The 14,417-nt window shown below is 69.6% G+C and carries 11 protein-coding genes; 10 read left to right on the forward strand and 1 reads right to left on the reverse strand.

The genetic code is table 11. The features are described from left to right. Positions 1 to 67: 67 nt before the first annotated feature. From BWI15_RS04795 to BWI15_RS04825, 7 genes are all read left to right on the forward strand, one after another. Positions 68 to 835, forward strand: a complete 768-nt coding sequence (locus tag BWI15_RS04795) for a phytanoyl-CoA dioxygenase family protein (RefSeq protein ID WP_077013269.1) — start codon at positions 68 to 70, stop codon at positions 833 to 835. After that, a complete protein-coding gene (locus BWI15_RS04800; RefSeq protein WP_077013059.1) occupies positions 832 to 1,755 on the forward strand; it encodes a helix-turn-helix domain-containing protein in 924 nt (307 codons plus the stop codon). Before BWI15_RS04795 ends, BWI15_RS04800 begins: the two co-directional genes overlap by 4 nt. 83 nt (positions 1,756 to 1,838) lie before the next feature. Beyond that, the gene (locus tag BWI15_RS04805; RefSeq protein WP_083750558.1) at positions 1,839 to 2,696 is read left to right on the forward strand and encodes a trypsin-like serine protease; all 858 of its coding nucleotides are present in this window, start codon (positions 1,839 to 1,841) and stop codon (positions 2,694 to 2,696) included. Positions 2,697 to 2,923: 227 nt separating this feature from the next. Beyond that, the gene (gene leuS / locus BWI15_RS04810) at positions 2,924 to 5,404 is read left to right on the forward strand and encodes a leucine--tRNA ligase (RefSeq protein ID WP_077013060.1); all 2,481 of its coding nucleotides are present in this window, start codon (positions 2,924 to 2,926) and stop codon (positions 5,402 to 5,404) included. A gap of 13 nt (positions 5,405 to 5,417) precedes the next feature. Further along, on the forward strand, positions 5,418 to 5,837 hold the full coding sequence (locus tag BWI15_RS04815) for a secondary thiamine-phosphate synthase enzyme YjbQ (protein ID WP_077013061.1): 420 nt from the start codon (positions 5,418 to 5,420) through the stop codon (positions 5,835 to 5,837). A gap of 100 nt (positions 5,838 to 5,937) precedes the next feature. Further along, on the forward strand, positions 5,938 to 6,129 hold the full coding sequence (locus tag BWI15_RS04820) for a hypothetical protein (RefSeq protein WP_077013062.1): 192 nt from the start codon (positions 5,938 to 5,940) through the stop codon (positions 6,127 to 6,129). Between the two features lie 161 nt (positions 6,130 to 6,290). Then, positions 6,291 to 8,852 (forward strand): ATP-binding protein, encoded by a 2,562-nt coding sequence (locus tag BWI15_RS04825; protein ID WP_077013063.1) that lies wholly within the window; start codon positions 6,291 to 6,293, stop codon positions 8,850 to 8,852. Between the two features lie 580 nt (positions 8,853 to 9,432). On the opposite strand, the gene BWI15_RS04830 is transcribed toward BWI15_RS04825, so the two are convergent. Continuing rightward, positions 9,433 to 9,948: a pyridoxamine 5'-phosphate oxidase family protein gene (locus BWI15_RS04830; protein WP_077013064.1), complete on the reverse strand. Its 516-nt coding sequence runs from the start codon at positions 9,946 to 9,948 to the stop codon at positions 9,433 to 9,435. Positions 9,949 to 10,001: 53 nt separating this feature from the next. Between BWI15_RS04830 and BWI15_RS04835 the strand changes: the two genes are divergently transcribed. The 3 genes from BWI15_RS04835 (at position 10,002) to BWI15_RS04845 (ending at position 14,268) form a co-directional block, all read left to right on the forward strand. Continuing rightward, on the forward strand, positions 10,002 to 10,844 hold the full coding sequence (locus BWI15_RS04835) for a DegV family protein (RefSeq protein ID WP_077013065.1): 843 nt from the start codon (positions 10,002 to 10,004) through the stop codon (positions 10,842 to 10,844). A 159-nt stretch (positions 10,845 to 11,003) separates the two neighbouring features. Further along, positions 11,004 to 11,810, forward strand: coding sequence for a ComEA family DNA-binding protein (locus BWI15_RS04840; RefSeq protein WP_237771127.1), 807 nt, complete (start codon positions 11,004 to 11,006; stop codon positions 11,808 to 11,810). A 178-nt stretch (positions 11,811 to 11,988) separates the two neighbouring features. Further along, complete coding sequence (locus tag BWI15_RS04845; protein WP_237771128.1) at positions 11,989 to 14,268, forward strand: ComEC/Rec2 family competence protein; 2,280 nt, start codon at positions 11,989 to 11,991, stop codon at positions 14,266 to 14,268. The last annotated feature ends 149 nt before the right edge of the window (positions 14,269 to 14,417 follow it).

The following is a 14,417-nucleotide window of genomic DNA, read 5'->3' on the forward strand; positions in this document are numbered from 1 at the left end:
GCCCGGTCCTGCCGTCCGGGCGCCGGTGTTCCTAGGCTCGAAGTACCCCGACCAGGAGGACTTCGAGATGACGATCACTACGGACCGCCCGGAGCTCGCGGCCCTGGCTGAGCAGTACGCGTCGCAAGGCTTTGTCTTGGTGAAAGGCCTGCTCAGCAAGGAGGAAGCGGCGGCGTACCGGGAGCGCAGCCACGCGTTGCTGGCGCAGCTCAACCGCAACGACGACCCGACCTGGAAGTCGGCGATGGGGCTGTCGGACGGCGCCACCCGGCTGCAGCACCTGCACGACGCGCAGTTCTACGACGCGGCCTTCTCCCGGCTGCTGGTGGACCCGCGGTTCACCGACGTGGCCGCCGCGGTGATGGGTGTCGAGAACGTCCAGCTGCACCACACGAAGCTGTTCGTGAAGCCGCCGGAGAACGGTTCGCCGTTCCCGCTGCACCAGGACCACCCGTTTTTCCCGCACACCCACCACCGGGTCGGCGCGGCGATCTTCCACTTCGACGACGCGCCGGAGGAGAAGGGCTGCGTCCGGGTGATCCCGGGCAGCCACCTGGACGGACCGCGCGAGCACGATCCGGAGGGGTCGTTCCACCTGCCCGACGTACCGTTCGAGTCGGCGGTTCCGCAGCCGGCCGAGGCGGGCGACGTGCTGTTCTTCACCTACCTGACTGTGCACGGGTCCGGGGTGAACGTGAGCGACGAGGCGCGGACGACCTGGCTGGTGCAGTACCGCGACCCGGGCGACCCGCCGTCGGTGAAGACGCACGACCATTCGCTCGGCCAGGGCATGATGCTGCGAGGGGTCGACCCGACCGGCAGGAGCACCGTTTGAGCTTGTCGTCCGTTGCGGCGGCTGATCGCTTCGTCGACCTCGCAGGGCTGCTGGAGTCCTGCGAGGTCGACGGTTTTCGCGCGGACTTCGTCAGCTGGGGGCACTACCGGCCGGAGTACTGGCGCAACTACTGGCACAGCCACTCCTTCCACGAGGTCTGCCTCGCGTACGCCGGTGAAGGCCGCTTCAACTCGGGCTCCACCGAGTACGCCGTGAGCCCCGGGACGGTGTTTCTGGCCCGGCCGGGTGACGTGCACGAGATCGAGTCGAGCCGAACCGACCCGCTGGGCATCGCTTTCTGGGGCTTCACCTTCCGCTCGGTGAGTGCTGCAGCCGCGTCCACGGGCTGGTGGTCCGGGCTCACCCGGTCCGACGGTCCGGTCGTGTCGACGCGCGTCGGCGGTCTCGCCGCGACCATCGCCGGCCTGGCCGCGGAGGCAGCCGCTCCGCAGTCCGGCTATCAGGCATCCCTCAGCGCGCTCGGCTCGGCGCTGGTGCTCGACACCGCTCGCGCTTTCGCCCTTGACGAGGACCTGGCGCTGGACGCCGGTGATGCTCTCTCCCGGTCGCGTGACCGGGTCCGGGTGCTGGTCGACCTGATGCAGCGCCACCTGATGGACAACCTGGCCCGTCCGGTCACCGTGAGGGACGTCGCGGCCGCCGTACACCTGTCCGAACGCCACACCGAGCGGCTGTTCCAGCAGCAGACGGGGGAGTCGCTGATGGCCGCGCTGCGCCGGATGCGGCTCGACTTGGCGGCTCAGCTGCTACTGGACCGCAGTGTCACGGTGGGGGAGGTCGCGAGGGCCTGCGGGTACTCCGACGTCCGCCCGTTCAGCACAGCGTTCCGGCGTCGTCACGGCCAGTCGCCGTCGGCGTTCCGTGCCGGTGGAGGGACCCGCCACCTCCACGAAGGTTGACCCTCGCGCTGACGTCGATCCCTGGACGCGCCCGCACCGCGGTGCTGCAATGCGAGCAAGCACGTCAGTCCCCTGGAGGAGACATGAGTCGACTCAGCCGTACCCTCGTCACCGCCGTCCTGGCGTTCGTGGTCGCGCTGCTTCCATCCCTGCCGGCCGCGGCGATCACCGGCGGCGAACCCGACGGGAACCGTCACCCGAACGTCGGCCTGATCCTGTTCTACACACCTGACGGCCGCTTCCGCTGCAGCGCGACGCTGGTCTCACCGACCGTCCTGCTGACCGCCGCACACTGCACCGACGGGACGCTCGGCAAGACCCTGGTCACGTTCGACTCGGTGATCGCGGAGCAGCCGCCGTCGCCGTTCCCGGTCGCCGCGAACCCCGCGGCCGGCTACACCCAGGCCGAGATCGAGGCCGCCGGCTACCTGTCCGGCACGGCGTACACGCACCCGGAGTATTCCGACTTCACCGACCTGGACAACTGGAACGACGTCGGTGTCATCGTGCTCGACCGTCCGGTCACGACGATCCAGCCGGCCACCATCGCACCGCTGAACTACCTGGACGACTTCGCCCAGCCGCTGCTGAACAAGACCATCTTCACCTCGGTCGGCTACGGCACCGAGGTCCGCAAGCCCGAGTCCGGCCCGCAGAAGCCGCAGCCGATGACGTACCCGCTGATGCGGCGGTTCGCCGAGCAGCCGGGCCAGAAGCTGACCGACCAGATCCTCCAGGTCAACGGCAACATCAACGACAACCGCGGGACCGGCGGCACCTGCTTCGGCGACTCCGGCGGTCCGACGTTCCACGGCGGCTACCTGGTCACCGTGACCAGCTACGGCTACACCGCCAACTGCCGGTACCTCGGCGGCCTGCAGCGGGTGGACATCGAGGTCGTCCAGAACTGGCTGCGCACCTTCGGCGTGACCTTCGCCTGATGCCCTGACCGTGTTCGGGTGGCGGGCGGACTCCCGCCCGCCACCCGATGCGGTAATCTGGCCGTATGCGAGTGAGCCTGCTCCTTGGTTAGCCGTACTGGCATCGAGGCGCCGATCGAGCGCCGGTCAGTACGGCGTCCCCTCCTGCGTGAGGGGCTTTTTCATGTTCCGGATGCCTTTCTGGCAGATTTAGGCTCAACCAACACGAAGAATGCGGGAGTAGGACCGTGAGCGAGCAGGTGGACGACACCCCCATCGACCGGGGCGGATACGACTTCGAGGCCATGCAGGCCAAGTGGCGGCCGGTCTGGGAGAAGCTCGACCCGTTCAAGGCCAAGGACGACGGCTCGGCCGAACGGCGCTACGCGCTGACGATGTTCTCCTACCCCTCCGGCGACCTGCACATGGGTCACGGCGAGGTGTTCGCGCTGCACGACGTGCTGGCCCGGTTCTGGTTCCAGCAGGGCTACGACGTGATGAACCCGATCGGCTGGGACTCCTTCGGGCTGCCGGCCGAGAACGCCGCGATCAAGCGCAACGAGCACCCGGCGACGTACACCTACGCCAACATCGAGACCCAGGCGGAGTCGATCCGGCGGTACGCGCTGAGCTTCGACTGGTCGCGCCGGCTGCACACGTCCGACCCGGAGTACTACAAGTGGACGCAGTGGCTGTTCCTGCAGTTCTTCGAGCGTGGGCTGGCCTACCGCAAGGCGTCGTACGTCAACTGGTGCCCGCACGACCAGACCGTGCTGGCCAACGAGCAGGTCGTCCAGGGCCGGTGCGAGCGGTGCGGGCACGAGGTCACCAAGCGTGAGCTGACCCAGTGGTACTTCAAGACCACCGAGTACGCCCAGCGGCTGCTGGACGACATGGACCAGCTGCAGTGGCCCGAAGAGATCCTGCTGATGCAGCGCAACTGGATCGGCCGCTCCGAGGGCGCGTTCGCCTCGTTCCAGGTCGAGGGCCGCGACGAGCCGATCAAGGTGTTCACCACCCGTCCGGACACGCTGTTCGGGGCCACCTTCATGGTCGTCGCGCCGGACGCCAAACTGGCCGAGGAGCTGGTCACGCCCGAGCAGCGCCCGGCGTTCGACGAGTACCTGAAGGCGGTCAAGGCCTCCACCGAGATCGAGCGGCTGAGCACCGAGCGGGAGAAGACCGGCGTCTTCCTGGGCTCGTACGCGATCAACCCGGTGACCGGCGAGCGGATCCCGATCTGGGCCGCCGACTACGTGCTGGCCGACTACGGCACCGGCGCGATCATGGCGGTGCCCGGCCAGGACAGCCGCGACTGGGAGTTCGCCGAGAAGTTCGGCCTGCCGATCGTGCGCACCGTGCAGCCCGAGGAAGGCTTCGACGGCAAGGCCTACACCGGCGACGGCCCGGCGATCAACAGCGCCAACGACGAGATCAGCCTGGACGGGCTGCCGATCGACGAGGCGAAGTCACGGATCATCGACTGGCTGCAGGACAAGGGCCTGGGCGAGCGCACGATCAACTACCGGCTGCGCGACTGGCTGCTGAGCCGGCAGCGCTACTGGGGTGCGCCGATCCCGATCATCCACTGCCCGGCGTGCGGTGAAATCGCGGTGCCCGAGGACCAGCTGCCGGTCGAGCTGCCGGACCTGCGCGGCGCGGCCCTGGCGCCCAAGGGCGTCTCGCCGCTGGCCTCGGTCCGCGAGTGGGTCGAGGTGGCCTGCCCGAAGTGTGGTGGCGACGCCGAGCGCGACACCGACACGATGGACACCTTCGTCGACTCGTCGTGGTACTTCCTGCGCTACTGCTCGCCGAACTACACCGAGGGCGCGTTCGACAAGGACGCGGTGAACCGGTGGATGCCGACCTTCCAGTACGTCGGGGGCAAGGAGCACGCCGTACTGCACCTGCTGTACGCGCGGTTCTTCACCAAGGCGCTGCACGACATGGGGCTGCTGGACGCCGTCGAGCCCTTCACCCGGCTGCTGAACCAGGGCCAGGTGATCAACGAGGGCAAGGCGATGAGCAAGTCGCTGGGCAACGGGGTCAACCTGGGCGACCAGCTGGACGAGTTCGGCGTCGACGCGATCCGGCTGACGATGGTCTTCGCCGGCCCGCCGGACGACGACATCGACTGGGCCGACCTGTCCCCGGGTGGTTCGCTGCGCTTCCTGCAGCGCGCCTGGCGGCTGAGCGGCGCGGTGGAGGCTCCGGTCGGCGCCGACCCGGCGACCGGTGACCTGGCGCTGCGCAAGATCACCCACAAGACCGTGGCGGACGCGACCGAGCTGATCGAGTCGTACCGGTTCAACGTGATGGTCGCGCGGGTGATGGAGCTGGTGAACGCGACCCGCAAGGCGATCGACTCCGGCCCGGGTGCGGCCGACCCGGCGGTCCGCGAGGCGACCGAGACGGTGGCGATCCTGCTGAGCCTGGTCGCGCCGTACACGGCCGAGGACATGTGGGAGAACCTGGGACACCAGCCGACGGTCGCCAAGGCCGGCTGGCCGACGGTCGACCCGGCGCTGCTGGTCGAGGACTCGGTCACCTGCGTCGTCCAGATCGCGGGCAAGGTGAAGGAGCGGCTGGAGGTCGCCCCGGACATCAGCGACGCCGACCTGGAGAAGCTGGCGCTGGACTCGGAGGCGGTGCAGAAGGCGCTGGACGGCCGTGGCGTCCGCAAGGTGATCGTCCGCGCGCCGAAATTGGTCAACATCGTCCCGGCCTGACACGCTGGCCGGTATGCGCTCCGAGCTGATCGACGTAGGAACCGGTAGTCACGAGGTCGTTTTCGACCTGACGAGCAAGTGCGAGCAGTTCGTCGACGCTGAGGCCCACCAGGCCCAGGGCGACGGACTGCTGCACGTGTTCGTCCCGCACGCGACGGCGGGGGTGGCGATCCTGGAGACCGGCGCGGGCAGCGACACCGACCTGCTCGCGGTGCTCGAGCAGTTGCTGCCCCGCGACTTCCAGTGGCAGCACCGGCACGGCACCGCCGGCCACGGCCGCGATCACGTGCTGCCGGCGCTGATCCCGCCGTACGCGACGATCCCGGTGCTGAACGGGCGGATGATGCTCGGCACCTGGCAGTCGATCTGCCTGGTCGACACCAACGTGGACAATCCCCAGCGCCAGGTCCGGCTTTCCTGGCTCCCGTCGTGAACAAATGACCTGGCGTCGCCATTGTCTGGTCTTTGCTGACTTATCGTGATGTTGCCGGAGGTGTTACCTCGGCGAAACACGTCTTCGCTTGAATATTCGCATGGCAGCCCTTGATTCCCTGCTCGGCGTGGGCGCCGAGCTGATCGTGCGCGCGACCAGGGGCATCTGCGACGGCAGCCGGCTCAACGCCGACCAGGGTCGCACGCTCACCGCGGCCCGCATCTCGGACTGGTCCGAGGTGCTTTCCCTGTACGCCGAAAAGAATGCCGAGGACGTCCGGGTCAGCGCCTGAGCCGGGTATTTCCTGTCCACGCAGCAATTCCCTTTTCAACCGTTTTCCGGGTTTCGGCCCGGCCTTCGCCGCGCGGCGCCGCCACGGAAGTGGCCGCTGTACCCGCCATGGTCACGTATCTTGTGCTGTGGCGGTGTGAGGCTCAGAAGGGGTGACGGGCTTTGACGGACGCGGATGGCCGGGCTGCGGGACGGAGTGAATTCGCCGATCTCCTGCTCGACCTGAGGGTCCAGGCGGGGTTCTCCCAGGAAGAGCTGGCCGAGGCCGCTGGGTTGAGTGTGCGCACGATCCGTGAGCTCGAGGCGGGCCGGGTTGCGCGGCCGCGCAAGGACTCGGTGCGGTTGCTCGCCGAGGCGCTCGGGCTGCAGGACGGTGACGCCGGCAGGTTCCTGGTGGCGGCTGGGCACGCGACGGTTCGGCCGGTGATCGCTGTGGGTGCTCCGGCGCCGTCCGGCATGCGCTGGCGTGGGACGCGGCCGATCCCGGACGGACTGGTCGGACGGGACACCGAGCTCGCGGAGCTGGCTGATCTGCTGCGCCAGAACCGGCTGGTCACGTTGGTCGGCCCGGGCGGAGTCGGCAAGACCGAGCTGGCGCTGGCCGCCGCAGACCGGTTCTCCGGTGCGGACACCACCGTCGTGGTCGTCGACCTGACGACGGTCCAGCGCGACTCCGCCGTACCGTCCGCGATCCTGGATGCCTTCGGGACCGCGCCGGGCACCTCCGACCTTGACGACGTGCTGTCCGGGCGGCAGCCGGGCGACCTGGTCATCGTCGAGGACAACGCCGAGCACGTGCTCGACGGCGTCGCCACGGTGGCGAACCGGATGGTCCGCAGCTTCCCGAGCGTCGGCGTACTGGTGACCTCGCGGATTCCGCTCGGCCTGCCGGACGAGGTGGTCCGCCGGGTGCAGGTGCTCGGCGTACCGGCGAACGACCGGGACTTCGCGGAGATCGCGGCCAGCCCGGCGGTGGAGATGTTTATCCGGCGGGCCGCGCGGGTCCGGCCGGACTTCGCGCTGACTCCGGAGAACGCGGCGACCGTCGCGCGGCTGTGCCAGCGGCTGGACGGGCTGCCGCTCGCGCTGGAGCTGGCCGCGGCGCGGGCCGGGTCGCTGTCGGTGGAGACGATCCTGGCCGCGCTGGACGACCGGTTCCGGCTGCTGTCCGGGCCGCGGCGGTTCGGCGCGCCGCACCAACGCACGCTGGCCGACACGATCGCGTGGAGCGTCGACGCGCTGTCCGACGCGGCTCGCCAGCTGCTGTACCGGGCCTCGATGCTCGGGTCCCCGTTCACGCTGGACGCGGTGGTCGGCGTCTGCACCGGTCCGCCGATCGACTCGCTCGACGTACCGATGCTGCTGGCCGAGCTGGTCGACAAGTCGCTGCTGCAGCCGGTGCTGGAGTTCGAGGCGCTCTACGGCGCGCGGTACAAGATGCTAGAGACGATCCGCGAGCACGCGTACGCCGGACTGACGTCGCAGAGCACCGATCTGACCGAGTTCCGCGACCGGGCGGTGAGCTGGTGCGCGGAGTACGTGAAAGGGCTGGAAGGCGCCTGGGCGAGTCCGGACCGCGACCGGCGGTACCGGGCGGCCAACGCGAACTCGGCGACCTTCGAGGTGGCGCTGGAGCGGGCGGCGGAGCTGGAGCAGTGGGACACCGCCGCCCAGATCGTGCTCGGCTTCCGGATCGCCTGGCAGTACCAGGCGAGCGTGGCGCAGAGCGGGATCCGCTGGGCCGTGCAGTGCGCCGAGAACGTGGTCGACAAGGAGGTCAGCGGGATGCTGCTGACCATCGGCGGCCGGCTGTCGAACCTGACCGGCGACGTACGGGCTGCGCGGCGGCTGTACAGCGAGGCGCGGACGCTGACTTCGCCTGAGTCCGAGATGGGGTTGGTGGCTCGAGGCGGCTGGGTGTCGTCGGGGTCGCTGCTGCTGGACACTGCGAGCCTGGCCGAGATCCCGGCGCTGGTGGCCGATGCCCGCTCGCACGGCAACGTGCAGCGGTCGGCGACGGTCCAGGCGATCTGCGGGCTGGCGCTGGCACGGTGGGGTCGGCTGCCGGAGGCCAAAGAGCTCCTGCTGGCGTGGGAGGCGGCGTTGGTGAACCCGGGGGTCTACCCGGACGAGATCGCCTACATGGCGCTCAGCCGGGTTTCGCTCGAGCTGGGTGACCTCGCGGAGGCGCGGCGGTGGGCGGAGCTGGCGCGCGACAGCCAGGCCTCAGACGATCCGGAGCGGACCAAGATCGCCGGGTGCCTGGCGATGGTGGAGTTCCAGGAGGGCCGCTACGACGAGGCGCAGGCGCTGCTGGACGAGGCCGACGAGGACATCCGCGGGCATCGGGGCTACTTCGACTACCTGGTGATGCTGTATCGGAGCCGGCTGGCACGTCGTACCGGTGACATCGCCGCGGCCCGTGCGTCGATCCGCGACGCGGTGAGCCGGCTGCAGGTCGAGGGACGGGTGGTGTACCTGCTCGACGTCTTGCCCGAGGCGGTCGCCGTACTGCATGCTGCTGGGCATTCTGCCGCGGCCGACCTGCTCTGCGGACAGCTGCTGGCCTGGCAGCAGACGATGGACCCGCCGATGCTGCCGACCGCCTGGGCCGTGCTGCAGGAGTCGTGCTCGACCGCGTCCGTGGCGCCCGGCTGGCCGGAGCCCAACCCCGCCGAGTCCGTACGCCGGCTGGCGGACGACGTACTGACCGCTCTCTCCTGACGTCTCCGGGCGGAAGCTGCCGGGGAACTGCCGGTTGTTCTGCCTCGTCCGGGTCTGCCGCGCCGACCAAGATAGTCGGCGTAGGGCAGGTTCCACACAGGCAGAGATCGACGGCCGGACCGGGTGTTCGAGGCAGGAGGTGGTCACCGTGACGAAGCAGGCGCGGGCCACCGACCAGCCGGTGGAGACCACGAGACGGGTGGAGACGACACGGAGCAAGCAGGGCAATGATCGGTGGGGGCGCCGTTCAGCTGTCGCGAGGCTTCGGCGTGCTGCGACGTGCGGATCTGTCCTACGCAGTACCGGGTGCCGTGCGCTGTCAGGGCACCGGACCCGGGGTGGGGCTCCAGCAGAGGCCATGCACACGACACAGGGGACGAGTGCGGGCCCGGTCGGTACGGGAAAGCCGGTGGGTTGGACGCCCATCGGTGGGGCCGGCCGCTGGAGCTCCCCGGGGTAGTTCCGGGGGGAGCAACTGCGGGGGGATGCAGGGGGGCTAGGAACTGGCAACCAGGGGGAGTCAGTTCTCGCGAGGTGGCAGCCAGCGGAGGGGTTGGCCGCCACCTCGCTGTTCGTTCGTCTATTCGTCGGCGGGAAGCACTTCGGACTTGTCGAAGGCGTAGCCGACCATCCAGTGCGGCTGCAGACGGCAGTAGACGATGTCGTCGCCCCAGGTCGACGGCGAGCTGCCGTAGTGGGCGACCAGGTGGTCCTCGATCTCCTGGAAGTCCGGGTGCTCGGGGGTGAGGAACTCGACCCGGCCGTGGCTGAACACCCCGATGCGCTCGCCGTCGACGTACGAGACGCTGGCCGCTGGTCTGGCGCGCAGATGCCTGGCCTTGGCCGCGCTGCCGGCCGTGCTGAACACCCAGCGGGCGTGCAGGAAGTGCCCGTCGACCGCGCTGATCCGCGGCTCGCCCTTCGCGGTGACGGTGGCCAGGTTGAGCGTGCGCATGCCGGTCAGCGCCTTGGTCAGCTCCTCGGCGGTCAGCTTGCGTTCGCCCGTGACGATGCTGCGCAGATGCTCGGTGGACCGCCCGTACGCCGCGTCCAGCAACTCCTGCAACTGCGTGATCTCGGTTGTGGTCTCCCTCATGCGTGCCACTCTCGCACCAGGCGCCGACGAAAACTGTCCGGTAACCTCGCTGCATGTCAGCCCGCGTGCACGTCGTCACCGACTCCACGGCGGGGCTGTCGGCGCACGAGGTGCTCCGGCACCCGCTGACCGTCGTACCGCTGCAGGTTGTGATCGGCGGCACGTCGTACGACGACGGCGGCACGAGCGCCGACGCCGTGGCGGAAGCGCTGAAGACCTTCACCCCGGTCTCGACCAGCCGACCGTCGCCGCAGTCGTTCGCGGACACCTATGCGGCGTGTGCGAGGGCGGGTGCTGAGTCGATCGTGTCGATCCATCTGTCCGGGGACATGTCCGGGACGTTCGAGGCGGCGATGATCGGGGCCAAGGAGTCGCCGATCCCGGTGCGGGTCGTCGATTCGCGCTCGCTCGGGATGGGCCTGGGTTTTCCTGTCTTGGCTGCAGCTGAGGCCGCTGCCTCAGGTGCCTCCCAGCAGGAGGTCGAAGCCGCCGCGCGCGCTCGGATGTCGTCCATCTCGTCGTACTTCTACGTGGACACCCTCGAGTACCTCCGCCGAGGCGGCCGCATCGGCGCTGCCCAAGCCCTCCTGGGCACGGCTCTGGCCGTCAAACCCCTGCTCACTATCAGCGGCGGCCGCATCGTCCCGTTGGAGAAGGTCCGTACGTCGTCCCGAGCCATCGCCCGACTCGCAGACATCGCCGTCCAACGAGCCGGCGACGGCCCGGTCCAGCTGGCCGTCCACCACCTGGCCAACCTCGACAAGGCCCACACCCTCGCCGACGGCCTCGCCGCCCGCCTGCCTCAAGCCGAGGGCATCGTCCTCCGAGAGGTGGGCGCCGTGATCGGCGCGCATGTGGGGCCGGGGATGCTCGCGGTCGTCATCGCTCCGCGCTGACGAGCCCCGGGCGTCGGGTGCTCTCTTCTCTCCGGCCGCCGCGACCTCAGCCCCCGCGACCTCCGCGGCCGCATCGCCACCCGCCTCAACCCACGCCGAGTTCTCCACAGGCAAAAACCTGCACCCAAACAACCGTCCAATCACTCGTACTTTCCCTGTGTGAAGTCACCACGCCGCACCCCCGCGCCGAACCCGGCCGACCGCCAGGCTGCCCTGGACCGGTTGCGCGCCGCCTCGGCCCGGAGTCCGGCCGACGAAGGGGAGGACGAAGTGCGAGGCGGATGGATCCCAGACACCGTGCTACCCGAGCGCCTACGCGGCACCCACTGGACCGTGGCTCCCCGCCACCTGATCGTCATCGCCCTGGTCCTCACGATCGGCCTGACCTGGGCCGGCTGCTCAGTCCTCCGCTCCCGCCCCGAGCCGATCCCCGACCGCCCGACCACCTCAGCCAACCTGACGCCGGGTTCCCCCGTCACCGCCCCCACACCAGCAGGCGCCAACCCCACCTCACCCTCAACCCCACCCAGCACGCTCGTCGTCCACGTAGCCGGCAAGGTCCGCCGCCCCGGCCTCATCCACAGCAAATCCGGCGACCGTGTAGCCGACGCCCTCGCCGCGGCCGGCGGTGCCTTGCCCGGCACGGATCTGACCACCCTGAACCTCGCCCGCCCCCTCACCGACGGCGAACAAATCGTCGTCGGCGCCCCCAACCTCCCACCCGCCGTCACCTCCACAGGCCCCCGCCCGAGCTCCGGCAGCCCCGGCCCCACCGCCCCCGTCGACCTCAACACCGCCACCCTCGACCAACTCGACGCCCTCCCCGGCGTCGGCCCCGTCCTGGCCCAACGCATCCTCGACTACCGCACCGAACACGGCCGCTTCACCACCATCGACCAACTCCAGGAGGTCACCGGCGTAGGCACCAAGAAGTACGAGGACCTGAAGCCCCATGTCCGCATCTGACCCGCGGGCAGCGGCGGGGGAGACGTCCACCCCGGAGAGACTTCACCCCGAAACCCCAGACACGCGGCAGCCCGAAGCCCCAGACACGCTTCAGCCCGAAGCCGACCCAGAAGAGAAGCCCCTCGACGCCCGACTCCTCCTCCCCGCAGCCGCAGGCTGGATCACCGCGATCCTCCTGATGCCCCACTCCAGCATCGTCGCTGTCATCACCGCGGCAACCGCCACCGCAATCACCCTGACCCTGCTGACCCTCGCCCTCCGCCGCCGCTCCCGCCTGCTCTTCACCCTCGTCGCGATCACCTCCCTCTCCGCAGGCCTCGCCGCCGCCTCCGCGCTGCAAATCCACCGCCTCACCACCGGCCCCATTCCAGCCCTCGCCACCACCCACTCCACCGCCAAACTCCACCTCAAGATCACCAGCGACCCAGCAGTCCGCAGCACCCCCGGCAACCGCCGCCCGCCGTACGTCGTACTCAAAGCAACCGCCGAGCAAGTCACCGCTCGCGGCACCGCCACCCGCGTCCGCACCCCGATCCTGCTCATCGGCTCACCCGCCTGGCAGCACGTCCGGCTCGGCCAACTCGTCGAGACCAGCGGCCGCCTGAGCGCGGTCGATCCCGGTTCCGATGTCGCCGCGATGGTCTCCGCCCGAGCGAGCCCCAAGATCCTCGGCGACCCCGCGTGGTGGCTCCGCGCCGCCGAGCAGGTCCGCGCCGGCCTGCGCGACTCGGTCGCCGATCAACCCGACGACGTCCGCGGCCTGGTCCCCGCCCTCGTCATGGGCGACGAATCAGCCCTCCCACCCGACCTCGTCACCGACTTCCAACTCACCGGCCTGACCCACCTCTCGGCGGTCTCCGGCACGAACCTCACCCTCCTGCTCGCCTTCGTCCTTCCACTGGCCCGGCTCCTCGGCGTCCGCGCCCGTGGTCTCACCGTCGTCGGCCTGCTGATGGTCGTCGCCTTCGTCATCCTCGCCCGCCCTCAACCAAGCGTGCTGCGCGCCGCCGCGATGGGCCTGGTCGCGCTGGCGGCGATGACCACCGGCGGTTCGCGGCGTCGAGCAGTCCGAAGCCTGTCCGTCGCCGTGATCGCGCTACTGCTCCTCGACACGTCCCTCGCACGATCAGCTGGCTTCGCCCTCTCGGTCCTCGCCACAGCCGGGATCGTGCTACTCGGACCTGCCTGGCGCGACGCCCTCGCGACCTGGATGCCGCTCCGCCTGGCCGAAGCCATCTCCTGCCCGCTCGCCGCCCAACTCGCCTGTACGCCGGTGGTCGCCTGGCTCTCCGGTCAGGTCTCGCTGGTCGCGGTCGCCGCCAACCTGTTGGCCGGCCCAGCAGTCGGTCCAGCCACGATCCTGGGCTTCGGCGCGGCCGGAATCGCCTTGCTGAGTTCAGATCTGGCCCGCTTGGCGGGTTGGCTGGCGAGCTGGCCCGCACGGTGGATCATCCTCGTCGCCGAAACCGGCGCTGACCTCCCCGGCGCCGTCAGTCCGTGGCCCGCAACAGTCGTAGGTGTCACGATCCTCACCCTGCTCTGCCTGGCCCTAACGGTCGGCCTGCACCGAATTCTCACCCGTCCGTTAGCCGTCCTGCTGTGCCTGGCAGTGCTCGTCTTCGTAGTCCTCCGCCCCACCCCACGCCTCGGCTGGCCACCCGCCAACTGGATCCTCGTCGCCTGCGACGTAGGCCAAGGCGACGGCTTGGTCCTCCGCACCGGCCCACGCTCCGCTGTAGTCGTCGACACCGGCCCCGACCCCACTCCCATGGACCGCTGCCTCCAAGACCTGGGCATCACCCACATCCCTGTCCTTGTCCTCACCCACTTCCACGCCGACCACGCCGGCGGCCTGGCCGGCGCCCTCCACGACCGCCAAGTCGACGAAATCGAGGTGACGCCGTACTTCTCCCCGCCCGCAGAATTCCGCCGAGTCCAAGCCCTGGCATCCACCCATCAGATCCCAGTCCGCCCAGTCACTTATAAGGAACGCCGAACCATAGGCCCTCTCACCTGGACCACCCTCTGGCCGGCCCAAGTCCCGTCCCTCCCCACCGATCCCTCCGCCACCAACGACGACGAAAGCTCCCCGGAGAACAACGCCAGCATCGTCATGCTCGCCGAAACCACCGGCCTGCGCATCCTCCTCACCGGCGACCTCGAACCAGAAGCCCAACGCTCCGTCCTAGCCGCCCACCCCGACCTCCGAGCCGACATCCTCAAAGTCCCCCACCACGGCTCCGCCCGCCAGGACCCCACTTTCTTCGCGACCGCCCAACCCCGCCTCGCCCTCATCTCCGCCGGCCCCGACAACGACTACGGCCACCCCGCCCCGAGAACCCTCGACCTCCTCACCCGAACCGGCACCACCATCCGCCGAACCGACACCTCCGGAGCCATCGCCATCACCAGCGAAAACAACAAACTGGCCACCACCTCCCAAGGCCGCTCACCATGAACGTGCCTGCTGAGCGGTGGAGTGGTTGCCGCGTTCACCCCGGTTGCGTTGCCGGAAGCAACGTTGATCGAGTCGACCCTGACCTGCCTGCCGCGCGCCGCGGCTGCCGAGCGCTCATCAGGGGCACCGAGTGGCTCATCACCCTGAGC

This window comes from Kribbella sp. ALI-6-A, assembly GCF_001984195.1.
Lineage (GTDB): Bacteria > Actinomycetota > Actinomycetes > Propionibacteriales > Kribbellaceae > Kribbella.

Coding starts and splice junctions, on each gene's coding strand:
- BWI15_RS04795 (WP_077013269.1), top strand. CDS start 68: ATGACGATCACTACGGACCGCCCGGAGCTCGCGGCCCTGGCTGAGCAG.
- BWI15_RS04805 (WP_083750558.1), top strand. CDS start 1,839: ATGAGTCGACTCAGCCGTACCCTCGTCACCGCCGTCCTGGCGTTCGTG.
- BWI15_RS04815 (WP_077013061.1), top strand. CDS start 5,418: ATGCGCTCCGAGCTGATCGACGTAGGAACCGGTAGTCACGAGGTCGTT.
- BWI15_RS04820 (WP_077013062.1), top strand. CDS start 5,938: ATGGCAGCCCTTGATTCCCTGCTCGGCGTGGGCGCCGAGCTGATCGTG.
- BWI15_RS04830 (WP_077013064.1), bottom strand. CDS start 9,948: ATGAGGGAGACCACAACCGAGATCACGCAGTTGCAGGAGTTGCTGGAC.
- BWI15_RS04835 (WP_077013065.1), top strand. CDS start 10,002: ATGTCAGCCCGCGTGCACGTCGTCACCGACTCCACGGCGGGGCTGTCG.
- BWI15_RS04845 (WP_237771128.1), top strand. CDS start 11,989: ATGCCCCACTCCAGCATCGTCGCTGTCATCACCGCGGCAACCGCCACC.